The sequence below is a fragment of the Streptomyces bottropensis ATCC 25435 genome, assembly GCF_000383595.1.
GTDB classification, from domain to species: Bacteria; Actinomycetota; Actinomycetes; order Streptomycetales; family Streptomycetaceae; genus Streptomyces; species Streptomyces bottropensis.
The window spans coordinates 4,794,161-4,815,775 of sequence record NZ_KB911581.1 but is presented as its reverse complement, the minus strand read 5'-3'; the positions used below and the strand labels follow the sequence as shown (position 1 = coordinate 4,815,775).

The following is a 21,615-nucleotide window of genomic DNA, read 5'->3' as shown; positions in this document are numbered from 1 at the left end:
CGTGTGCCCGCCGACGGCGTTCACAGACGTCCCGTCGGCCGATGAGATCCCGTCGTCCGGTTCCGAGCCCTCAGGGCTCCGTCAGGGTCCTAGGTCACCTGGACGCCCACGAGGCAGGTGTCGTCGTCCGTGTCGGACTTGCTGTGGGTGAGCAGACGGTCCAGCTGCTGGTCGAGCGTCGGCGGGACCGTGCGCGCGGCCGTCAGCAGCTGGGCCAGTGATTCCTCCACGGACCGGTCACGGCGTTCGATCAAGCCGTCCGTGTACATCAACAGGGTGTCGTCGACGGCCAGTTGGGTCTCGTTCTCCTCGTACGTCGCATCGGGCAGCGCACCCAGCAGCAGCCCCTTGACCAGGGGCAGGGGGGTCGCCTCACCGGCGCGCACCAGAACGGGCGGCAGATGGCCCGCCCTGGCCCAGCGCAGGGTGTGGCGGTCGGGGTCGTACAGGCCACAGACCGCGGTGGCGGTGACGGCGCCGGTCAGGTGGTGGGCCACCATGTTGAGCCAGGACAGCAACTGGCCCGGCCCCGCGCCGGTCACGGCGAGCCCGCGCAGCGCGTTGCGCAGGACGACCATGCTGGTGGCGGCCTCTATGCCGTGCCCGGCGACGTCTCCCACGCACAGCAGTACCAGCCCGGACGGCAGGACCACCGCGTCGTACCAGTCGCCACCGACCAGGTTCTGGGTCTCGGCGGGCCGGTAGCGCACGGCCACGCGCAGTCCGGGGGCCTCCAGCGGGGCCTGCGCGGGCGGCATGATCGCGTGCTGTAGCTGGAGGGTGAGCCGGTCGCGTTCGCTCGCCTGCTGCTCGGAGTGGGCGAGCTGGTCGCGGGTGGCGGCGAGGGCGACCTCCGTCCAGTGGTGGGCGGAGATGTCCTGGTAGGCGCCGCGGACGACGAACAGCCGGCCGTCGGAGTCGAGGACCGGCTCGGCCACGACGCGGATGTGCCGGGTGACACCGTCGGGCCGCTGGAGCCGGAAGGCCGCGGAGGCGGGGCGACGGTGGTGGAGCAGCGTGCGCAGGAACCTGCCGATGGCGACGGCGTCGTCGGGGTGGGCATGGGCGGGCAGGTCCTCCAGCGGGACCGGGCCGCTGACGGACGGCTTGCCGTAGAGGCTGTAGAGCTGACCGTTCCAGGTGATCTCGCCGGTGAGGAGGTTCTCCTCGAAGCCGCCGATGCGGCCGAGGCGCTGGGCGTGCTGCAACAGGCTCGCCAGCCGGGCGGTCTCGTCCTCGATGCGCCAGATGAGCAGCACGCTGCCGCCGTGCCGGCTGATGTTGACGTCGGCCACCGCCGCCAGCGGGACCTCGTCCACCAGGGACGTGAGTCGCATGCGCCGGGCCCGGAACGGCTCACCGGTGGCGTAGACCCGCTCGACCTGCCCGAACAGCTCGCGCTCGCCGGCGGCCATCGGATACGTCTCCAGGAGCAGGGCTCCGTTGACGACTCCGCGCGGCCGGCCGGCCGGGTCGAGGAAGCGGCTGTTGACGTGCTGGATGCGGAAGTCGACGAGTTGTCCGGTGGCGTCCAGGTACGGGACGAGCACCAGCGCGGGGTCGTGCAGGCCGTCGGCCAGGTTGATCAGCTCGGCGACGTCGGGCAGGATCGCGGCCCGCGTCTCCTCGTCGGTGCGGTCCGGGACGTTGGTCTCCAGGGCGTGCGCGCACAGCTCGGCCAGTGCCTCGATCTGGCGGACGATCTGCGGGGGCTGGTCCTGCAGCGGCGTGGGCCAGACGATCTCCAGCACACCGTGGATGCGGCCGCCGGTGCCCGCGGGTACGGCGACGCGGCCGCCGTCGGGGTGGTGGTGCCGGCCGATGGAGGGCAGGCCGGTCTCCGACAGACAGCCGATCCAGTGGCCCCTTCGCTCGCCGAGCCCATGGCGTGCCACCGTGGCGACCCCCGGAGGCACGTACCGCCAGCGGGCGGCCTCCGCGGCGGGGAAGCCCGCGCTGCCGGCCAGGGTGAGGGAGCCGTCGGCGCCCAGCGCCCAGATGGCCACCGCTTCGGCGCCGAGCGGTGTCAGAGCGTGTTCCAGCAGGGAGTCGGCCACGGCCTGGGCGTCGTGGGCGGCCAGCGCGCCGCTCTCGGCGGTCCGCAGCCGTACGGCCGGGGAGTCGCCCCCCGGCGCCTCGGAGGCCTCGTGGCGGCCCTCCGTGATCGCGAGGAAAGTGGTGGTGACCTCGGAGAGCCGGTCGCGCGCGGCCTGGTTGATGACGTCGACGGCGAATTCGAGGGGGGTCACGCCCGCCTGCTCGGTCAGCTCGGCGAGCTGGCGTGCCGCCTGCGACGGCCCGCACCCGAGCCGCTCGACGAGGATGCCCTTGGCCAGCTCGACCAGGGCACGTCCGTCCGCCTCGGCCTGCGCCTCCTGCACCTCGCGGCGCAACCGCTCCACGGTCGCGGCGAGCCGGCCCACGGGGGTCGACACCCCCTTGCCGTCCCCTTCCCTTCCGTCGGTCTCCTCCTCGTCCGCCTTCTGGCGGACCGGCACGGCGGGAACGTCGTCACGGGGCACGGACAGCATGCCGAAATAGTCGTCGGACAGCAGGCCGGTGTCGGCCGCCGGGCCGCCGACGGCCGACTGGTCCGTCGGCGCCCCGGCGTCCTGCGGCTCGGCCGGCTGGTGGGGATTGCTCACGTTCGACCTGTTCCTCGGCTCGGGTGTCCGGGGACACCGCACGGTCGGCTGGTACGCGGGGCGGCGGGTGTCCCCGTCATACGGACAGCCAGCGCCGGACGCGGCCGATGAGGTCGTTGGTGTCGACCGGCTTGGTGACGTAGTCGTTCGCGCCCGACGCGAGACTCTTCTCCTGGTCGCCGGGCATGGCCTTCGCGGTGACGGCGATGATGGGCAGTTCGGCGTACTGGGGCATCGCCCGGATCTCCGCGGTGGCCGAGTACCCGTCCATCTCGGGCATCATCACGTCCATCAGCACCAGCGAGATGTCCGGGTGGGCCAGCAGCATCTCGATCCCCCTGCGGCCGTTGTCGGCGTGCAGGACCTGGAAGCCGTGGAGCTCCAGCATCCCGCTCAGTGCGAAGAGGTTGCGCGCGTCGTCGTCGACCACGAGCACCGTACGGCCGAGGAAGGCGCCGTCGACGACCTGCGCGGCGGGGCGCTGGGACTCCTCGGCGCGCACCAGGGACAGCACGTCGCCCGGCTCCTCGGCGGACAGGTGCAGGGTGATCCGTTCGCGCAGTTCGTCCAGGCTGGAGAGGAAGTCCAGCGGACGGTTCTCCGCGCGGGAGCGCAAGCTCTGCTCGTGCGCCAGGTCCACGCGGTGACCGGTGTGCACGAGGACGGGCACGCTGGCGAGCGCGGAGTCGCCCTCCATGGCCTCCAGCAGCCGGGCGCCCTCGCCGTCGGGCGTGCCGATTTCGAGGACCACGCAGTGGCAGGGTTCGGCGGCCAGTGTGCTCGCGGCCTCCTGGGCGCCGATCGCGGTGATGATGTCGATCGCGCCGAGCGGGTCGTCGCCGGGCGTGAGGTCGGCGACCGCGCGTTCGGCGACGAGGGTCAGCAGTCCGCGCGGGCGGTCCTCGACGACCAGCAGGCGGCGCCGGCGCTGCTCGGGCGCCGCTGGGGAGGCGGCGTCCGGCCGGGCGGCCGGGGTCAGTTCGCGGCCGGCGGGGCGGGGGTGCTCGGTCAACAGGGCGCTGCCGTCGAGCACTTCCTCGAAGTCGGCGCGTGCCACCGGCAGGTAGAGGGTGAAGGTGCTGCCCTGGCCGGGTGTGCTGTCGACGGTGACGGCGCCGCCGAGCAGATGGGCGATCTCCCGGGTGATCGACAGGCCGAGGCCGGTGCCGCCGTACTTGCGGCTGGTGGTGCCGTCCGCCTGCTGGAAGGCCCCGAAGATCGTCTCCAGCTGCTGCTGGGGGATGCCGATACCGGTGTCCTCCACCCGGAAGGCCACCACGGCGCCGCCGCGCAGGACGCCCGTGGGCACCTCCCGGTCCGCGGCGGGCTCGATGCGCAGGGTGACACCGCCCTGTTCGGTGAACTTCACCGCGTTCGACAGCAGGTTGCGCAGGATCTGACGCAGCCGGGAGTCGTCGGTGAGCAGGTCCACGGGCGTGCCCGGCGCGGTGGCCACCGTGAAGTCCAGACTCTTCTGCGTCGTCATCGGCCGGAACGTCGCCTCGACGTACTCCAGCAGCTTGCGCAGCGGCACCCGTTCGGGGGTGACGTCCATCTTGCCCGCCTCGACCTTCGACAGGTCGAGGATGTCGTTGATCAGCTGCAGCAGGTCAGAGCCCGCCGAGTGGATGATGCCGGCGTACTCGACCTGCTTGGGCGTCAGGTTGCGTGAGGGGTTCTGGGCGAGCAACTGGGCGAGGATCAGCAGGCTGTTGAGCGGGGTGCGCAGTTCGTGGCTCATGTTGGCCAGGAACTCGGACTTGTACTTCGAGGCCAGCGCCAGCTGCTGTGCGCGGGTCTCCAGTTCCTGCCTGGCCTGTTCGATCTCCAGGTTCTTGGCCTCGATGTCGCTGTTCTGCGAGGCCAGCAGGGAGGCCTTCTCCTCCAGCTCGGCGTTGGAGCGCTGCAGTTCCTCCTGCTGCACCTGCAACTCCTCGGAGCGTGCCTGGAGTTCGGCGGTCAGCCGCTGGGACTCCCCCAGCAGCTCGTCGGTGCGCGCGTTGGCCACGATGGTGTTGAGGTTGACGCCGATGGTCGGCATCAGCTGGGAGAGGAAGTCCTGGTGGATCTGGGTGAAGGGGGTGACGGAGCCCAGTTCGATGACACCGAGGACCTGGTCCTCGACCACGATGGGCAGCACCACCAGGGCGCTGGGCACGGCCTCCCCGAGACCGGAGGAGATCGTCACGTAGTTCGGCGGCAGTTCCTCGACGCTGATGGTGCGGCGGTTGCGGGCGGCCTGTCCGACCAGGGAGCGGCCGACGGGGATGCGCTCGGGCCGGTCGGTGTCGTCGGGGTAGCCGTACGAGCCCACCAGCCGCAGCTCGGGGCCGCGTTCGGTGTCCTCGGCGAGGAAGAAGGCGCCGTACTGGGCGGAGGCCAGGGGCGCGAGTTCGTCCATGATGAGTTCGGCGACGACGGGCAGTTCGCGGTGGCCCTGCATCAGGCCGGAGATCCGGGCGAGGTTGGTCTTCAGCCAGTCCTGCTCCTGGTTGGCCCGTGTGGTCTCCCGCAGGGACTCCACCATGGAGTTGATGTTGTCCTTGAGGTCGGCGACCTCGCCGGACGCCTCCACGGTGATGGAGCGGGTCAGGTCGCCCTCGGCGACGGCGCTGGTGACCTCGGCGATCGCGCGGACCTGGCGGGTGAGGTTCCCGGCGAGTTCGTTGACGTTCTCGGTGAGCCGCTTCCAGGTGCCCTCGACGCCCTCGACCTCGGCCTGGCCGCCGAGCCGTCCCTCGCTGCCGACCTCGCGCGCTACGCGGGTGACCTCGGCGGCGAACGACGACAGCTGGTCGACCATCGTGTTGATGGTGGTCTTCAGTTCCAGGATCTCGCCGCGGGCGTCGACGTCGATCTTCTTCGACAGGTCGCCGTTGGCCACCGCCGTCGTCACCAGGGCGATGTTGCGGACCTGGCCGGTCAGGTTGTTGGCCATCGAGTTGACGTTGTCGGTGAGGTCCTTCCACGTGCCCGCGACGTTCGGCACGTGCGCCTGGCCGCCGAGCCGTCCCTCGGTGCCGACCTCACGGGCGACACGGGTGACCTCGTCGGCGAACGCGGAGAGCGTGTCGACCATGGTGTTGATGACGTCCGCGAGGGCCGCGACCTCGCCCTTGGCCTCGACCGTGATCTTCTGGGAGAGGTCGCCGCGGGCGACGGCGGTGGCGACCTGGGCGATCGAGCGGACCTGGCCGGTCAGGTTCGACGCCATCACGTTGACGTTGTCCGTCAGGTCCTTCCAGGTCCCCGACGCGCCCCGGACGATGGCCTGTCCGCCCAGGTTGCCCTCCGTGCCGACCTCGCGGGCCACGCGGGTGACCTCGTCGGCGAAACCGGACAGCTGGTCCACCATCGTGTTGATGGTGTCCTTGAGCTGCAGGATCTCCCCGCGGGCGTCCACGGTGATCTTCTGGGAAAGGTCGCCCTGAGCCACCGCCGTGGCCACCTGGGCGATGTTGCGGACCTGGGAGGTGAGGTTGGCCCCCATGAAGTTCACGGAGTCCGTGAGGTCCCGCCAGGTGCCCTTCACCCCCTTGACGTCCGCCTGCCCGCCGAGCCGCCCCTCGGTGCCGACCTCACGGGCGACGCGCGTGACCTCGTCGGCGAACGCGGAGAGCTGGTCCACCATCGTGTTGATGGTGTTCTTCAACTCCAGGATCTCACCACGGGCATCCACGGTGATCTTCTGCGACAGATCGCCCTCGGCCACCGCCGTGGTCACCTGAGCGATGTTGCGGACCTGCGAAGTGAGGTTCCCCGCCATGAAGTTGACCGAATCGGTCAGGTCTCGCCAGACGCCGCCGACGCCGGGCACCTGGGCCTGACCGCCGAGCCGTCCCTCGCTGCCGACCTCACGGGCGACGCGCGTGACCTCGTCGGCGAACGCGGAGAGCTGGTCGACCATCGTGTTGACGGTCTCCTTCAGCTGGAGGATCTCGCCGCGCGCGGGTACGTCGATCTTCTGCGACAGGTCGCCCTTGGCGACCGCGGTCGCGACCTGCGCGATGTCGCGCACCTGCGTGGTCAGATTGCCCGCCATGGCGTTGACCGAGTCGGTCAGGTCGGCCCAGGTGCCCGAGACGCCCGGCACCTCGGCCTGACCGCCCAGCGTGCCCTCGGTACCCACCTCCCGGGCCACCCGCGTCACTTCCGACGTGAACACGGACAGCTGGTCCACCATGCCGTTGAAAACCGTGGCGATGTCGCCGAGCAGGCCCTCACCGTCGGACGGCAGCCGGGTACCGAAGTCGCCGTCGCGTACGGCGGTCAGTCCGGCCAGAAGCTGGCGTAGCTCCTGCTCGCCCGGGGCCCGGTCGACGGCCTCGATCGTCTTGCTGCTCATGCGCACCCTCGTTCCGCTCCCCAAGAGCCCTCGCGCCGAGGACTCGGAACCCGCGCCGGGCCGTGGCCGGCCCGCTCACCGCCCGGATTTCCGCAGTTCACGAATCGGCCCGATGAGAAAATCCGGTGAAGGTTAACTCAGTTGTCGCCCGACAACCAAAGCCTGGTGCAGGCATCCCGACCGCCCCGAAAAGATACCGCCCGGAGGGGAATGCATGACCGAAGGCGGGGCACCCGGCGGGGTTGGGCAAGGCCCCCGCGCGGCCCCGGCCCGACCTCCCGACTCCCCCCTCCGCGGGCCCCTCCACGAGCCGCTCACACGATCCCGAGAAAAATCTTGGCCGACCCTGTCGAGAACCCGCAACCCGCTCCGTCCCCGCTGTGAACGCGACCACAATGGGCCGCACCAGTACCGAGGAGAAGCACGATGGCCAAGTACCTGCTGCTCAAGCACTACCGAGGCGCACCGGCCGCGGTGAACGACGTGCAGATGGACCAGTGGACACCGCAGGAGATCTCCGCGCACATCCAGTACATGAACGACTTCGCGGCCCGGCTGGAGAAGACCGGCGAGTTCGTCGACGGTCAGGCGCTGGCTCCCGAGGGGACGTGGGTGCGGTACGACGGTGAGGGGCGCCCGCCGGTCACCGACGGCCCGTTCGCCGAGACGAAGGACCTCATCGCCGGCTGGATGGTGATCGACGTCGACACCTACGAACGTGCCGTCGAACTGGCCGGTGAGCTGTCGGCCGCCCCCGGGGCGGGCGGGAAGCCGATCCACGAGTGGCTGGAGCTGCGCCCCTTCCTGACCGCGCACCCCACCATCACGGAGTGACCTCGTCGATGGACGAGGCACTGCTCCGCAGCCTCACCCCTGGTGTGCTCGCCGTCCTCGTCCGCCGTGGAGCCGACTTCGCGGCGGCCGAGGACGCCGTGCAGGACGCGCTGGTCGAGGCGGTCCGCGTGTGGCCGGCCGACCCGCCGCGGGACGCGAAGGGCTGGCTGGTCACCGTGGCCTGGCGCCGGTTCCTCGACGCGACCCGCGCGGACGCCGCCCGGCGCCGGCGCGAGGACCGCGTGGAGGAGGAGCCCGCGCCCGGCCCCGCGCCCGGCGCGGACGACACGCTCCGGCTCTACTTCCTGTGCGCCCACCCCTCCCTGACGCCGTCGTCGGCGGTCGCGCTCACGCTGCGCGCCGTCGGCGGGCTCACCACCCGCCAGATCGCGCAGGCCTACCTGGTGCCCGAGGCGACCATGGCGCAGCGCATCAGCCGGGCCAAGCGCACCGTCTCCGGCGTGCGGTTGGACCGGCCCGGCGACGTCGCCACCGTGCTGCGCGTCCTCTACCTGGTCTTCAACGAGGGCTACTCCGGCGACGTCGACCTCGCAGCCGAGGCCATCCGGCTCACCCGGCAGCTCGCGGCCGCGATCGACCACCCCGAGGTGGCGGGACTGCTCGCCCTCATGCTGCTGCACCACGCCCGGCGCGCCGCCCGGACCGCACCCGACGGGAGCCTGGTGCCGCTCGCCGAGCAGGACCGCGACCGGTGGGACACCACGTCCATCGCCGAGGGCGTCGGGATTCTGCAGACGGCTCTCGCCCGCGACCGGCTGGGCGAGTTCCAGGCCCAGGCCGCCATCGCCGCGCTGCACGCCGACGCGCTCGCGGCCGAGGAGACCGACTGGGTACAGATCGTCGAGTGGTACGACGAACTCGTGCGCCTGACCGACAGCCCGGTCGTCCGGCTCAACCGCGCGGTGGCCGTCGGTGAGGCCGACGGTCCCCGTACCGGGCTGGCGGCGCTCGCCGCGCTGGAGGACTCGCTGCCGCGTCACACCGCGGTGGCGGCGTATCTCCACGAGCGCGACGGTGACCTGGCCACGGCCGCCCGGCTGTACGCCGAGGCGGCCCGCAAGGCGCCCGACCTCGCCGAGCGCGACCACCTGACCCGTCAGGCGGCCCGGCTCAACACCCGCCTGCGCGGCTGACACGGCGCACTCCGCTTCGCCGCAGCATCGACTCGCGCCAGTGCCGGAAATGCACTGATAGTACTTAAATGCAATGAGAAGGGGTACTCCACCCAGCGCGGCGATGCCACCACCGGCGTCCCCTCGACCAGGAAGAGGCAGGTCGGCCCATGTCGAAGAAATCACGAGCGTCCGAGCCCCCGCACGGGAAGGGCCCCAGCCGCCACGAGGGCACCGGGCAGCACGGCTGGTCGCCCGATGTGGACGAGACGCGCCAGCAGGACAACCCGAGCGCTCCCCGCTCCTTCCGTACGGCCGAGCACGCCGAGGAGAGGGGCCGGGGCCGGACGAAGTCGGCGGAGGAGAGGAAGCCCGTCCCGGGGGACACCGCGAAGAGTCACGGGACACGCGGCGAGGAGTACGGCGACGCGGACGAGAAGGGCCGCCGCGACACCGGGCCCAAGGGCCGCTCCCAGCGCCCCAGCGGCGCCAGGGACGCCTCTTCCTCGACCGGCGTGGACCCCCAGGACTCACCGCCGTCCAGCCACCGGTAGGCACCGGCCCACCGGGCGTCCGGACGACGGCATCCTCGACGGGGAGCCGCGAGGCTCCCGTCAGCAGATCCGCGGCAGCTGCTCCCCGATCGGCAGATCGACCACGCGGGTCCCGCCCAGTCCGGTTCGTGCCACGACCATGCCGGGATGCGCCTCGACGGTCTCGCCGATGATCACCGAGTCCGCGCCCAGCGGATGGGCCCGCATCGCCTCCAGGACGGCGTCGGCGTGCTCGCGCGGGACGAAGGCCACGAGCTTGCCCTCGTTGGCGATGTACATGGGGTCCAGGCCGAGAATGGCGCAGGCGTTGGCCACGGCCGCCGGGACCGGTACGTCGCGTTCTTGGATGACGACACCGGTTCCGGAGGCCGCCGCGATCTCGTTGAGGGTCGCGGCCAGGCCGCCCCGGGTGGGATCGCGCAGGACGTGCAGATCAGGGGTGACGGCGAGCATGGCGTCGACGAGACCGCCGAGCGCCGCGCAGTCGCTCTTGATCTCCACGCCGAACTCCAGACCCTCGCGCACGCTCATGATCGCGACCCCGTGGACGCCGATGGCGCCGCTGACGATGACCACGTCGCCGGGGACGACCCGCTGGGGCCGCAGGTCCACGCCCGCCGGCACCAGGCCGATGCCCGCCGTGTTGATGAAGATCCCGTCGCCGTGGCCGGCCTCCACCACCTTGGTGTCGCCGGTGGCCACCTCCACGCCTGCCGTGCGCGCGGCGGCACCGAGCGCCTGGGAGACCCGCGTGACCACGTCCAGCTCCACGCCCTCCTCCAGGACGAATCCGCAGGAGAGGTAGGCGGCGCGGGCGCCGCTCATGGCGAGGTCGTTGACGGTCCCGTTGACCGCCAGGTCCCCGATGCTGCCGCCGGGGAAGAACAGCGGCCGTACGACGTAGGTGTCGGTGGAGAACGCCAGCCGGGCTCCGCCCAGGGAGAGGACTGCCGCGTCACCCATCTGGGCCAGCACCTCGCCACCGAAGGCGGGCGCGAAGATCTGCTGGACCAGCTCGGCGGAGAGGACTCCCCCGCCGCCATGGCCCATGACGACCCGGGGGCGGTCACGTACGGGCGCCGGACAGGTCCACGCCTCGATGTCCGGCGCGGCGTGGACGGGCAGACCGGTGGCGGTGGTGTCAGACAACGGGGCTCGCCTCCCGAACCTCGGTGGTGGCGGGCATGTCCAGGCGCCGGTAGAGGTAGTACGCCGCACAGGCGCCCTCGCTGGAGACCATGGTGGCCCCCAGGGGGGTGCGCGGGGTGCACAGCGTGCCGAAGGCCTCGCACTCGTGCGGCTTGAGCAGCCCTTGGAGGACCTCCCCGCTGCGGCACGCGGCGGGCTCGGCCGTCCTGATGCCGTCGACCGCGAACCGGTGCTCGGCGTCGTGGTCGCGGTACTTCGCCGCCAGCCGCCAGCCGCTGTCGGGGATCACTCCGATCCCGCGCCAGGCCCGGTCGGTGACCTCGAAGACGTCCTCCAGCATCGCGCGGGCGGCCGCGTTGCCCTCCGGCCGGACGGCACGGGCGTAGGCGTTGTCGACCCTGTGCTCACCGCGTTCCAGCTGGCGGACGGCCCGGCGCACCCCTTCGAGGATGTCCAGCGGCTCGAAGCCCGTCACCACGATCGGCACGCGGAAGCGCTCCGCCAGCTCCGGGTACTCCCCCACACCCATCACGCTGCAGACGTGCCCGGCGGCGAGGAAGCCCTGCACCCGGCACTTCGGCGAGGACATGATCGCCTCGATGGCCGGTGGGACGCGGACGTGGGAGACCAGCATGCTGAAGTTCCCGATGCCCAGCTTCCGGGCCTGATGGACCGTCATCGCGTTGGGGGGTGCCGTCGTCTCGAAGCCGATGCCGAAGAACACCACCTCGCGGTCGGGGTTCTGCTGGGCGATGCGCAGGGCGTCGAGCGGCGAGTAGACGACCCGTACGTCACCGCCCTCGCCGCGGACCTGGAACAGGTCCCGGCCGGTGCCCGGCACGCGCAGCATGTCCCCGAAGGAACAGAAGATCACCTCCGGCCGGGAGGCGATCTCCAGCGCCTTGTCGATGACCTCCAGCGGGGTCACGCACACCGGACAGCCCGGCCCATGAATCAACTCCACCTGTTCCGGCAGGAGTTGGTCGATGCCGTGCCGGATGATGCTGTGCGTCTGCCCTCCGCACACCTCCATCAGCGCCCACGGCCTGGTCACCGTGGCATGGATGTCGTCGAGCAGCCGACGCGCCAGCTCCGGGTCCTGGAACTCGTCGATGTACTTCACGGGTTGCGCACCTCTTCCACCGGGTCCATGCCCGCCTCCGCCGCCGCCGTCTCCCACGGATCTCCGAACTCCTCCTGCAGCAAGCCGAGTTCGGCGAAGAGTTCGAGCGTCTGTCGCGCCGACTCCTCGTCCAGCCGTTGCAGGGCGAAACCGACGTGCACGATGGCGTACTCGCCGACCTGAAGGTCGGGCAGATACTCCAGGCACACCTCCTTGACCACTCCGCCGAAGTCGACGGTGGCCATCCGAGTGCCCTCCCGTTCCTCGATGTCCAGCACTCTGCCGGGTACCGCCAGGCACATGAGCCTCTCCTCACTGTGGGGGTCGCGCGTCGCTCAGTCGGTGGGCGTGAGGACGGCGGTCGTGGTCCGGGCGGCCACCATCAGCTGCCCCAGCGCCAGGCCGCCGTCGCCCGGCGGCACCAGGTGGTGCCGCAGGACCGTGAAGCCGTCCTCGCGCAGGCCGGCGGCGCAGGCCGAGGAGAGCAGCGTGTTGGCGAACACGCCCCCCGTCAGGGCCACCGTGTCCAGCCCGTGCCGCTCGCGCGCCCGCACGCACATCGCGCGCACCACAGCGGCCACGCCCCGGTGGAACCGGGCCGCGATCAGCGCCGGCGCGACGCCCGCGCGCAGGTCGTCGACGACCGCCGCGAGGACGGGCGCCGGATCGGCCCGTACCGGGCCCGTCCCGCTCTCCTGCGACGCGTGCAGGGCGAAGGCGTACGCCTCACCGTCCCCGGTGGGCGCGAGCAGCGCCGCGCCCTCCAGCTCGACGGCGGCCTGCGCCTCGTATCCGGCACGGTGGCACACACCGGCCAGCGAGGACACCGCGTCGAAGAGCCGGCCCATGCTGGACGTGGGAACACAGTTCAGGCTCCGCTGCAACTGCGTCCTCAGGGCGCGGAGTTCGTCGGGCGGGCAGGCGGCCGCACAGGGGAGGTCGTCGGTCCAGGGCAGGCCGGCCGCCCACAGGTGGGCCAGTGCCATGCGGTACGGGCGGCGCACCGCGGTGTCGCCGCCGGGCAGCGGGACGTAGGCGAGGTGACCGAACCGGGTGAAGCGGTCGTAGTCGGCGAGCAGGAACTCGCCGCCCCAGACGGCGCCGTCGTCGCCGTGGCCCGTTCCGTCGAAGGCGACGCCGATCACCCGCCGGGTGCCGTCCAGCCCGTGTTCGGCCATCGTGGCGGCGATGTGCGCGTGATGGTGCTGGACGCGTACGACGGGCCGGTCCGCCGCGTTCCGGTCGGCCCACCGGGCGGAGCGGTAGCCGGGATGCCGGTCGGACACCAGCGTTTCGGGCCGTACCCCGGTGAGGGACGTCAGCTGCCGCGCCGCGCGCTCGAACGCCCGCTGCGTGGCGACGTCGTCCATGTCGCCGATGTGCGCGGAGAGCCAGGCGCGGCGGTCCGACCCCAGGCAGAACGTGTTCTTCAGGTCTCCGCCGACGGCGAGGGCGGGCCGCACGGGCAGGGGAAGGGTGAGCGGCAGCGGTGCGTAGCCACGCGAGCGGCGGATCACCAGGGGCCGTCCGTCGCAGACCCGGACCACGGAGTCGTCGCAGGGGACGTGGATCGGGCGGTCGTGGGTGAGCCAGGCGTCGGCCAGGTGCGCGAGCCGCTCCAGTGCCTCGGTGTCGTCGGTGACGATGGGTTCACCGGACACGTTGCCGCTGGTCATGACGAGCAGGCGGGGGCCGTCCGCGTCGCCGGACAGTCCGAGCAGCAGATGGTGCAGGGGCGTATAGGGCAGCATCAGGCCGAGGTCGGGGCTGCCGGGCGCGACCGCCTCGGCGGGCCGCGGACCGCCGGCGGTGTCCGGACGGCGCCGTCTGACCAGGACCACCGGTCTGGCGACGTCTTCGAGCAGCCCGCGCTCCTCGGGACTCAGCCGCACGAGGTGCCGGACGTCGTCCGCCGTCCTGGCCATGACGGCGAAGGGCTTGTCCCCGCGGGCCTTCCGGCGCCGCAGCAGGGCGACGGCTGCCTCGTTCGTGGCGTCGCAGGCCAGGTGGTAGCCGCCCAGCCCCTTCACGGCGAGGATCGCGCCCCGTGCGAGCAGGGCGCGCGCCTCGCCCACGGGGTCGGCCCCCTCGACGCTCCCGGCCCCTGGGCTCGGTCGGAGGACCAGCCGCAGGCGCGGCCCGCAGGCCGGGCAGGCGACGGGCTGCGCGTGGAAGCGCCGGTCCGCCGGGTCCGCGTACTCGCGGGCGCAGTCGGGGCACATCGCGAAGCCGGCCATGGTCGTGGCGGCCCGGTCGTAGGGCACTGCGGTGACGATCGTGAAGCGCGGGCCGCAGTTGGTGCAGTTGACGAAGGGGTGGCGGTGGCGCCGGTCCGCCGGGTCGGCCAGCTCGGCGAGGCAGTCGGCGCAGGTCGCGGAGTCCGGGGAGACCAGGGTGCGGGCCGGTCCGCCGGAGTGCGAGGTGTGGATGGTGAACGCGGTGCCGTCGCCGACGGCGGGCAGCTCGTGGTGCTCGACGGACTCGACGCGGGCCAGCGGCGGCGCCTGGGCGGCGATCCGCTCGCAGAACACGGCCACGGCCGAGGCGGCGCCCTCGATCTCCACGACGACGCCCTCGGCGGTGTTGGTCACATGGCCGGCCAGGGCGAGTTCGGTGGCGAGGCCGTACAGGTAGGGCCGGAAGCCCACCCCCTGCACCACTCCCCGCACGACGATCCGGCGGCGCAGCGGAGCGGACTCGGCGACGGCGGCCGGGGCCTGCGGACCGCTCACGGGTGGGTGTGGGCCATGGCGCCGTCGGTCTCCGGACGCGCGTGCGTATGACCGTCATGCGTGGGGACGTGACCGTCGTGGGCGTGCACAGGAGCGTGGACGTGACCGTGGTGGTGGGGCTGGCCGGCCATGACCGGCGCGTGGACGGGGGCGCCGTCCGCGGCCGCCATCGCCCGGTCGAGCAGGGCGCCGACCCCCCGTCCCCGGCGTGCGGAGGTCATGACCACCTCGACCCCCGGGTTGACCTGTTCCAGGTTCGCGCGGAACGCGACCTCGTCGAACTCGACCGCCTCCGCGAGGTCGGTCTTGGTCACCACGACCAGGTGCGCGAGCCCGAAGGCGGTGGGGTACTTGAGCGGCTTGTCCTCGCCCTCCGTCACCGAGGCGAGGGCGACCCTCAGCGTCTCCCCCAGGTCGTAGGAGGCGGGGCAGACGAGGTTGCCGACGTTCTCCACGAACAGCAGCCGGGTGCCGTCGGGCAGCCATCCGTCGAGGTGCCGGGCGAGCATGCCCGCCTCCAGATGGCACAGTCCGTCGGTGAGCACCTGCTTGACCGGTACACCCGAACGTGCCAGGCGGATCGCGTCGTTCTCGGTGGCGAGATCGGCGCTCAGCGCGGCGACGGGTACGGACCGCTCACGTGCCCGCAGCAGTTCCTGCTCCAGCAGCGCGGTCTTGCCGCTGCCCGGACTGGACAGCAGGTTGACGACCGCCGTGCCTCGGGCGGTGAGACGCGTACGCAGTTCGCGGGCGCTCTCGTCGTTCTTCGCCAGTACGGCCTGGCGCAGGTCGGCGACACGGCACATGGTTCAGCGCTCCTCGGAGATGGGTTCGCGGGTGGACGGGTGCGCGGGGCCACCGTCCTCCCAGCGCACGTCGACGATCTGCAGTTCCCGGCCCGCGAGCAGGTCGGTCCGCGTCCCGCCGCACGCGGGGCAGGTCAGCCGGGGCGGCATGCCGACGTCCCAGGCGTGTGCGCAGGAGGTGCAGCGTGCCCGCCCCGGCACCTCCTCGGTGACCAGTTCGGCGCCTTCCAACAGCGTTCCGGCACAGGCCAGTTCGAAGCTGAAGGCGAGCGCGTCGGGTACGACACCGGCGAGTTCGCCCACCTGGAGCCGTACCGATCGCACCGCCGTGACGTCTCCGGCCCGGTCGGCGGCCTGAACGACCTGGTCGACGACGGCCAGCGCGACGGACATCTCGTGCATGGGGATCTCGTCCTTCCGCTGCCTGCCTCCCGCCGGGGTTCATTAGAGGCGCGCGGGACCGTGGCGTACGGTCCGGCACGCCGTGACCGGGCGGCGGGTACACCGTTCGACCCAACCGCGCGGGAGCCCGCGGCCTCACATGCGTCGGATCCGCAAGTAGCGCCTGACGTCCGGCAGTACCTCGGCGGCGAGCACGACCACGGCGGCCAGTGCCGCTCCACCGATGACGATCTTCTTCATTCCGTCTCTCCTCATGTCGTGGCCTCAGCGGTCGAGACCGGCGCCACGGACGGATCGCCGTCCCGCAGCAGCTCTTCGATCAGCCGGACCGCCTCCGGTACGGCGTCCGCCACCGGCGCGCTGAGTCCCATGTGCTCGTCCACCGAGGCCGGTTCGCAGCCCACGACCAGGACGCGGCGCGGTGGGTCGGCGCCCGTGCCGGCGCAGAGCGTGGCCAGCAGCGCCAGGACGGTGTCGGGGGTCATCCGGTGGCCGTCCAGGGGCGGGGTCTCCTGCGCCGGGCCCGGGGCGTCGGCCTCGTGTTCGATCACGTACAGCGTGCCGGGGGCTTCGCCGCGTGCCGTGGCGTCCACGAGGACGAGGATGTCGTAGCCGTCCAGAAGCTGGTAGGCGAGGTGCACCCCCCGCACGCCGATGTCCACGATCTCCACGTGGGCGGGCAGCTCGCGTCCGGCGAGCCGGCGTGCGGTCTCCACGCCGAAGCCGTCGTCGCCGAGGAAGATGTTGCCGATCCCGGCGACGAGGGTCCTGGGGGGCGACGCGGCCGGAGGGTTCATGCGCCGTCCTCCAGCGGTGTGACCTCGTCGGGCTGGAAGTACAGGAAGCGGCCCTGCTCGCGGCGGATGTCGGCGCCCGGGTCGCCCTCCACCGTGACCGCCAGGTGGACGCCGCCGTCGACGTCGTGCAGCACGGCCTCGACCACGGCGGTGCGGCCCCGCAGGAAGATGTCCTGAGCGTCGGTGCGCCGCAGGCCCGGGTGCAGTTCGACCCGGCTGCCCTGGCCCACCGAGCGGCCGCCGACGACCACCCGGTCCCGCGCCGGGTCGAATCCCGCGTCGCTCGCCGGATCCCACCAGGGGGTGTCGGGCCGCGCCACCCCGAACTCGTCGGGGAAGCCGACGCCCGGATCGGCGGGGCCGGGGCCGGCCGTCACCTCGCGCAGACTGCGTACCGCCCCGTGCAGCCGCTCCAGCACCTCGGCCGGCATCGACTCCGCCAGCTCGATCACGGCGGCCGCGCGTTCGTCGGTTCCTCTGGCCTCGCGTTTCTCCTCGTCGGTGAGGGCGGCGGTGCGCAGCGCGAGGATCTCGTCGATCTCCGTGGCGTCGTAGAGCGCGCCGGGGCTCTCCGGGGCGATGGCCGGGTGGTCCTCCAGGATGATCGGCGAGGACAGCACCAGGTCGGCCCGGCCGGGTTCGCCGGCGAGCACGGGCCAGGTGTGGAGGTTGCGGCAGGCGGCGACCGCGCCCTTCGCCCACTCGGGGGGATCGGTCATCGACAGGAACGATCCGGCGCTGAGGGCCATGAGGAGGTGGGTGGCCACCAGGGAGTGCGGCAGCGCCGCGTCCCGGTCGGCGGCGTGGCCCTCGGGCGGTGTCCAGTCGCTGGTGTTCTCGACGACGGCGGTCAGCCGCAGGGTCCGGTAGGGGCCGTCGAGTTCGCGGGCGGACAGCCGCACCGTCCCGCTGACCGCCTCGCACCGCCGCAGCAGCCGGCCGACGGTACGGCCGGCCGCGTCGAGGACCGGGGCGGTGTCCTCCCTGGCCGGGAGGCGGAAGGGGTGGGTGACGCCGTCGCCGAGGAGTGCGTCCACCGGCGCGATCACCTCGACGCGTTCCTCGAACCCCTCGTCCCAGGGCACCAGCACCCGGTCGTCGAGGGCGAGTTCGGTGACGGTGTCGAAGTCGCCGTCCGGGCGGACCCGCTGTACCGTGCGCCGTCGGGCGTGCAGGAAACGCACCTCGACCGAGAGGGTCGCGCCCGCCTTCGGTTCCATCAGGCACTCGGTGTGCTGGAAGTCGTGCTCCTCGCACTCGGCGCCCCAGCCGGGTGGCACGAGCACACCGAACTGCCAGCGCAGCCGGTTCTTGGCCGACGAGGCGCGGTACGGGTAGAGGACATAGCCCTCGAAGAGGACGGCGTCGGCCACCTGGCGCGCGAGGGCGAACCGCTCCTCGGTCTCGGCGGCGAACGCGGTCAGGGTCACGGGTCGGTCCTTCCGGTGGTGCCGGTGAGCGCGCGGAACGGGTCGCGCGCGGGTGGCTCGGCGGCGTCGTCGAGGAGGAGCTTGAGGGTCGCCTCCCAGGAGGCCAGCGCGTGCCGGGAGCGGTAGGCGAGGAGGGCGTCCATCGTGTCGCGGGGCAGCCGGATCCAGCCGCAGCCGGGGAAGTGCTGCTCGACCATCTCCCGCCAGACGGCGACCGGCATCCGGAAGGCCGCCTCCCGGTCCCAGGGGACGGGTTCGACGCGGAAGCCGCCCGCTCCGGTGAACGCCGTTCCGGAGAAGAGCATGAGCAGGGGGACCTCGCCCTCGGTGAGGGCGGTGAGGTAGCGGGTGGCGGCGATCTCCATGTCGTAGGTGCAGGGCACGACGACGTCGGTCTCGGTCTCTCCGGTGAAGCTGGGGACCATGACCGACACCTGGGCGAACTGCACGGGCTGGAGGGTGCTGCCCCAGCGGGAGCGATCGCCGAAGAGGTCCGTCAGACCGTCGGCCTCGGCGGGCTCGTAGCCGCGGCGGGCGGGTTCGATGCGGATCTGGCAGCGCAGGGCGACCGCGTGCACGGGGGCGTTGCCGGCGGCGGTGACGCGCAGCCGGAAGACGAGGGTGGGGCCGGCGGCGTACCGGTCGGCACGGACTCCGGTGCAGGCGAAGGAGAACTCCGTCACGGCCGCACCCCCGTCCCCGCCGGACGCGGCGGCTCGCGGTCCACGTCCCGCAGGTCGTCCACGGGCCGGGCGCGGCGGGTGACGTCCGCGAAGAACGCCTCCAGGGCGGTGCGGGCCTCGGCTCCGCCGTCGAAGCCCTGCCACGACAGGCGCATACGGCCGACGAGTCGGTAGCAGATGTCGATCGGGACGAGGTGGGTCTCGCAGCGGCCGTCCGTGCGGCGCAGCAGCAGTGCCTCCACGTCGGGTTCGAGGAGGGCCGCGAGACGGCTCTCGCCGAGGACGGCCGCCCAGGTGTCCGGTTCGAGTTCGCTCTCGGTGGCTCCGGCCGGACTCGGGTAGAGGGCGACCAGCCGGTCGAGCGCGGCGTTGCGGAAGAGGAAGGCGACGCCGACCGGGATCTGCAACGCCTCCCACGCGTTGTCGTCGAGGCGGTGGCCGGGGTCGGTGAGGTAGCGGGCCGGGACCGTGCGGAAGCGGCCCGCGGCGGCGCCCGGCTGTTCCATCAGCAGGGCGCAGGGGGCGCAGGCGCAGACGAGGGCGCGTTTCTCGGTGTCGACGAGGTGACGATGGTCGCCGGGCACCTCCACCGCGCACAGTTCGCACCGCTCTGCCCGCGGTGGGCGTTCCGCCAGGAACCTCTTCAGACCGGTGGCGGTCGCCGTCATCGGGACCCCGTAGGTGCCGTGCTGATCTGCAGGAGGGTGGGGCCGGCGGGTGCGGTCCGGACCTCGACGGCCCTGACCTCGGGTGCGAAGCAGGCGAGTGCCGCCTCGGCGGCCTGCCGGGCGTCCGCGCCGGATCCGCAACCGCAGCCGCCGCCCGCCCGTGCGCGCACCCGCAGGGTGCCGCTGTCCTCGTCGAAGTCCACGACGTCCAGGGTGTGTTCGCGGACGCTGTCGAGGGCGCGGGCGATGCGGGTGTCGCGGTCCTCGGGGTGCAGGTCGTGCAGGACCAGCAGGCTCGCGACCACCTCGTCGCCGAGGAGTCCCTTCGACGGTTCACCGGGCGCGGAGGACAGCAGGTGGAGGATGCGGGCCAGTCCGGCGCCGTAGAAGTCCATGAGGGAGCGCACGAGTTCCTCGGCGGCCGCGGCGGCGGCCTGGTCGCCGCCTGAGGTGAGCCGGTCCAGCACCTCCTCGACGCGGCGTCCGGTCCGCTCGGCGTCGACGGGCCGGGCCGTCGTCGGCGCGCTCATCCGCCCAGTCCGCTCAGGCCGGTGGGCACGTGCATCGACTTCACGGTCCTGCCGCCGCCGACGTACATGTGGACGCCGCAGGGCAGACAGGGGTCGAAGCTGCGGACGGCGCGCATGATGTCGATGCCCTTGAAGTTCTCCGGGGTGTTCTCCTCGAAGATGGGCGTGTTCTGCACGGCGTCCTCGTACGGACCCGGTGTGCCGAAGGTGTCCCGGGTACTGGCGTTCCACGGGGTCGGCGGATACGGGTGGTAGTTGGCGATCTTGCCGTCGCGGATCACCATGTGGTGGGAGAGGACGCCTCGGACGGCCTCGGTGAAGCCGACGCCGATGCCCTGGTCCGGGACCTCGAACTTCTCCCAGGTCTGCGTGCGTCCGGCGCGGACCTCCGCGAGGCCCTTCTCCGCGCAATGCAGGGCGACGGCGGCGGCGTAGGCCTGGAAGTAGGTGCGGGCGCGGTTGCGTTCCAGGGCGTTGGACCACTTCGGGATCTTCCACTCGAAGGTGGTCTCCGGCTTGGTCATGGTGCGGGGCAGGTTGATGACCACGCTGTGGCCGGTGGCCTTGATGTAGCCGATGTCGACGAGGCCGGACAGGGCGGTGGACCACAGGCGGGCGATGGGGCCGCCGCCGGTGTCCAGGGCGAGGTGGTCCTTGCCGTCGAACCAGCGCGGGGACATGACCCAGCTGTACTTGTCGTCGAAGTTCCGCTTCTGCGGGGCGGGGATGGTGTGCTGGTTCCACGGGTGGCGCGGGTCCACCGGGTTGCCGAGCGGGTCGTGGGTGACGAACTGCTCCTGGCCCTGCCAGTCCTCGTAGTAGGAACTGCCCAGCAGGATGCGGATGCCGAGGTTGATCTCGGTGAGGTCGTTGGTGACGAGTTTGCCGTCGACGACGATGCCCGGGGTGACGAACATCTTCCGTCCCCAGTCGGTCATGTTGGCGTAGGTGAAGTCGCAGTACTCGGGGTCGTTGAGCGCGCCCCAGCAACCGAGCATGACCCGGCGGCGGCCCACTTCCTCGTACCCGGGCAGGGCCTCGTAGAAGAAGTCGAAGAGGTCGTCGTGCAGGGGCACGACGCGCTTCATGAACTCCACGTACCGCATCAGGCGGCTCATGTAGTCCGTGAAGAGCTGCACGGAGGCGATGGTGCCGACGCCGCCCGGGTAGAGCGTGGAGGGGTGCACATGGCGGCCCTCCATCAGGCAGAACATCTCGCGCGTGTAGCGGCTGACCTGGAGGGCCTCGCGATAGAACTCGCCCTCCAGGGGGTTGAGCGAGCGCATGATGTCGGCGATCGTGCGGTAGCCGTGCTCGGCGGCGTGCGGGGCCTCGGTGCGTTCGGCGAGTTCGAGGACACCGGGGTTGGTCTCCTTGACCATTTTCTCGCAGTAGTCGACCCCGACCAGGTTCTCCTGGAAGATGTTGTGGTCGAACATGTACTCCGCGGACTCACCGAGGTTGATGATCCACTCGCCGAGGTGCGGGGGCTTCACGCCGTACGCCATGTTCTGCGCGTACACCGAGCAGGTGGCGTGGTTGTCGCCGCAGATGCCGCAGATGCGGCTGGTGATGAAGTGGGCGTCGCGGGGGTCCTTGCCGCGCATGAAGACGCTGTAGCCGCGGAAGACCGACGACGTGCTGTAGCACTCCGCGACCCGCTTCTGCTTGAAGTCGATCTTCGTGTGGATGCCCAGGGAGCCCACGATCCGGGTGATCGGGTCCCAGGCCATCTCCACCAGGCCACTGCCGTCGCCGGCCGTCTTCGTCTTCGGTGCCATCTG

18 protein-coding genes are annotated in these 21,615 nt (G+C 72.0%); 3 read left to right on the top strand and 15 right to left on the bottom strand.

The genetic code is table 11. From position 1 onward, the window contains the following. Positions 1-89: 89 nt before the first annotated feature. Together STRBO_RS0121255 and STRBO_RS0121250 are read right to left on the bottom strand one after the other, a co-directional pair. Complete coding sequence (locus STRBO_RS0121255; RefSeq protein ID WP_005474023.1) at positions 90-2,645, bottom strand: SpoIIE family protein phosphatase; 2,556 nt, start codon at positions 2,643-2,645, stop codon at positions 90-92. Positions 2,646-2,721: 76 nt separating this feature from the next. After that, a complete protein-coding gene (locus STRBO_RS0121250; protein WP_005474025.1) occupies positions 2,722-6,990 on the bottom strand; it encodes a HAMP domain-containing protein in 4,269 nt (1,422 codons plus the stop codon). A gap of 426 nt (positions 6,991-7,416) precedes the next feature. On the opposite strand from STRBO_RS0121250, the gene STRBO_RS0121245 reads away from it, so the two are divergent. The 3 genes from STRBO_RS0121245 to STRBO_RS0121235 all read left to right on the top strand — a co-directional run bounded on the left by STRBO_RS0121245 (position 7,417) and on the right by STRBO_RS0121235 (position 9,511). Continuing rightward, a complete protein-coding gene (locus STRBO_RS0121245) occupies positions 7,417-7,824 on the top strand; it encodes a YciI family protein (protein WP_005474026.1) in 408 nt (135 codons plus the stop codon). An 8-nt stretch (positions 7,825-7,832) separates the two neighbouring features. Next, complete coding sequence (locus STRBO_RS0121240; RefSeq protein ID WP_020114738.1) at positions 7,833-8,978, top strand: RNA polymerase sigma factor; 1,146 nt, start codon at positions 7,833-7,835, stop codon at positions 8,976-8,978. Positions 8,979-9,127: 149 nt separating this feature from the next. Further along, a complete protein-coding gene (locus STRBO_RS0121235; protein ID WP_020114737.1) occupies positions 9,128-9,511 on the top strand; it encodes a hypothetical protein in 384 nt (127 codons plus the stop codon). A 60-nt stretch (positions 9,512-9,571) separates the two neighbouring features. Here STRBO_RS0121235 and hypE read toward each other — a convergent pair whose 3' ends face one another. The 13 genes from hypE to STRBO_RS0121170 form a co-directional block, all read right to left on the bottom strand. Beyond that, complete coding sequence (gene hypE, locus STRBO_RS0121230; RefSeq protein WP_005474029.1) at positions 9,572-10,660, bottom strand: hydrogenase expression/formation protein HypE; 1,089 nt, start codon at positions 10,658-10,660, stop codon at positions 9,572-9,574. Next, positions 10,653-11,783 carry a hydrogenase formation protein HypD gene (gene hypD / locus STRBO_RS0121225; protein WP_005474030.1) on the bottom strand — a complete coding sequence of 377 codons (1,131 nt, stop codon included), beginning with the start codon at positions 11,781-11,783 and terminating at the stop codon, positions 10,653-10,655. The genes hypE and hypD overlap by 8 nt, the downstream gene beginning before the upstream one ends. Beyond that, positions 11,780-12,085, bottom strand: coding sequence for a HypC/HybG/HupF family hydrogenase formation chaperone (locus STRBO_RS0121220; protein ID WP_020114736.1), 306 nt, complete (start codon positions 12,083-12,085; stop codon positions 11,780-11,782). Before STRBO_RS0121220 ends, hypD begins: the two co-directional genes overlap by 4 nt. 33 nt (positions 12,086-12,118) lie before the next feature. After that, positions 12,119-14,515 carry a carbamoyltransferase HypF gene (gene hypF / locus STRBO_RS0121215; RefSeq protein WP_005474034.1) on the bottom strand — a complete coding sequence of 799 codons (2,397 nt, stop codon included), beginning with the start codon at positions 14,513-14,515 and terminating at the stop codon, positions 12,119-12,121. Then, complete coding sequence (hypB, locus tag STRBO_RS0121210) at positions 14,512-15,321, bottom strand: hydrogenase nickel incorporation protein HypB (protein WP_005474036.1); 810 nt, start codon at positions 15,319-15,321, stop codon at positions 14,512-14,514. The genes hypF and hypB overlap by 4 nt, the downstream gene beginning before the upstream one ends. A gap of 3 nt (positions 15,322-15,324) precedes the next feature. After that, on the bottom strand, positions 15,325-15,723 hold the full coding sequence (hypA, locus tag STRBO_RS0121205) for a hydrogenase maturation nickel metallochaperone HypA (RefSeq protein ID WP_005474038.1): 399 nt from the start codon (positions 15,721-15,723) through the stop codon (positions 15,325-15,327). A 135-nt stretch (positions 15,724-15,858) separates the two neighbouring features. Next, positions 15,859-15,963: a DUF6893 family small protein gene (locus STRBO_RS45960; RefSeq protein ID WP_020114735.1), complete on the bottom strand. Its 105-nt coding sequence runs from the start codon at positions 15,961-15,963 to the stop codon at positions 15,859-15,861. 11 nt (positions 15,964-15,974) lie between these two features. Next, a complete protein-coding gene (locus tag STRBO_RS0121195; protein WP_005474044.1) occupies positions 15,975-16,520 on the bottom strand; it encodes a hydrogenase maturation protease in 546 nt (181 codons plus the stop codon). Next, positions 16,517-17,950, bottom strand: a complete 1,434-nt coding sequence (locus STRBO_RS0121190; protein ID WP_005474046.1) for a hypothetical protein — start codon at positions 17,948-17,950, stop codon at positions 16,517-16,519. The genes STRBO_RS0121195 and STRBO_RS0121190 overlap by 4 nt, the downstream gene beginning before the upstream one ends. Next, entirely contained in the window at positions 17,947-18,633 is a 687-nt protein-coding gene (locus tag STRBO_RS0121185; protein ID WP_005474048.1) for a DUF6084 family protein, read from the bottom strand. Before STRBO_RS0121185 ends, STRBO_RS0121190 begins: the two co-directional genes overlap by 4 nt. Further along, positions 18,630-19,301 carry a DUF5947 family protein gene (locus STRBO_RS0121180; RefSeq protein ID WP_005474050.1) on the bottom strand — a complete coding sequence of 224 codons (672 nt, stop codon included), beginning with the start codon at positions 19,299-19,301 and terminating at the stop codon, positions 18,630-18,632. The genes STRBO_RS0121185 and STRBO_RS0121180 overlap by 4 nt, the downstream gene beginning before the upstream one ends. Next, complete coding sequence (locus tag STRBO_RS0121175; protein WP_005474052.1) at positions 19,298-19,831, bottom strand: hypothetical protein; 534 nt, start codon at positions 19,829-19,831, stop codon at positions 19,298-19,300. The genes STRBO_RS0121180 and STRBO_RS0121175 overlap by 4 nt, the downstream gene beginning before the upstream one ends. Then, positions 19,828-21,612 carry a nickel-dependent hydrogenase large subunit gene (locus STRBO_RS0121170; protein WP_005474054.1) on the bottom strand — a complete coding sequence of 595 codons (1,785 nt, stop codon included), beginning with the start codon at positions 21,610-21,612 and terminating at the stop codon, positions 19,828-19,830. The genes STRBO_RS0121175 and STRBO_RS0121170 overlap by 4 nt, the downstream gene beginning before the upstream one ends. Between the last annotated feature and the right edge of the window lie 3 nt (positions 21,613-21,615).

Bases quoted from the DNA above. Each gene is read 5' to 3' on its own strand.
- STRBO_RS0121250 (WP_005474025.1), bottom strand. From the start codon at position 6,990: ATGAGCAGCAAGACGATCGAGGCCGTCGACCGGGCCCCGGGCGAGCAG.
- STRBO_RS0121245 (WP_005474026.1), top strand. From the start codon at position 7,417: ATGGCCAAGTACCTGCTGCTCAAGCACTACCGAGGCGCACCGGCCGCG.
- STRBO_RS0121240 (WP_020114738.1), top strand. From the start codon at position 7,833: ATGGACGAGGCACTGCTCCGCAGCCTCACCCCTGGTGTGCTCGCCGTC.
- STRBO_RS0121235 (WP_020114737.1), top strand. From the start codon at position 9,128: ATGTCGAAGAAATCACGAGCGTCCGAGCCCCCGCACGGGAAGGGCCCC.
- STRBO_RS0121220 (WP_020114736.1), bottom strand. From the start codon at position 12,085: ATGTGCCTGGCGGTACCCGGCAGAGTGCTGGACATCGAGGAACGGGAG.
- hypB (WP_005474036.1), bottom strand. From the start codon at position 15,321: ATGTGCCGTGTCGCCGACCTGCGCCAGGCCGTACTGGCGAAGAACGAC.
- hypA (WP_005474038.1), bottom strand. From the start codon at position 15,723: ATGCACGAGATGTCCGTCGCGCTGGCCGTCGTCGACCAGGTCGTTCAG.
- STRBO_RS45960 (WP_020114735.1), bottom strand. From the start codon at position 15,963: ATGAAGAAGATCGTCATCGGTGGAGCGGCACTGGCCGCCGTGGTCGTG.
- STRBO_RS0121195 (WP_005474044.1), bottom strand. From the start codon at position 16,520: ATGAACCCTCCGGCCGCGTCGCCCCCCAGGACCCTCGTCGCCGGGATC.
- STRBO_RS0121180 (WP_005474050.1), bottom strand. From the start codon at position 19,301: ATGACGGCGACCGCCACCGGTCTGAAGAGGTTCCTGGCGGAACGCCCA.
- STRBO_RS0121175 (WP_005474052.1), bottom strand. From the start codon at position 19,831: ATGAGCGCGCCGACGACGGCCCGGCCCGTCGACGCCGAGCGGACCGGA.
- STRBO_RS0121170 (WP_005474054.1), bottom strand. From the start codon at position 21,612: ATGGCACCGAAGACGAAGACGGCCGGCGACGGCAGTGGCCTGGTGGAG.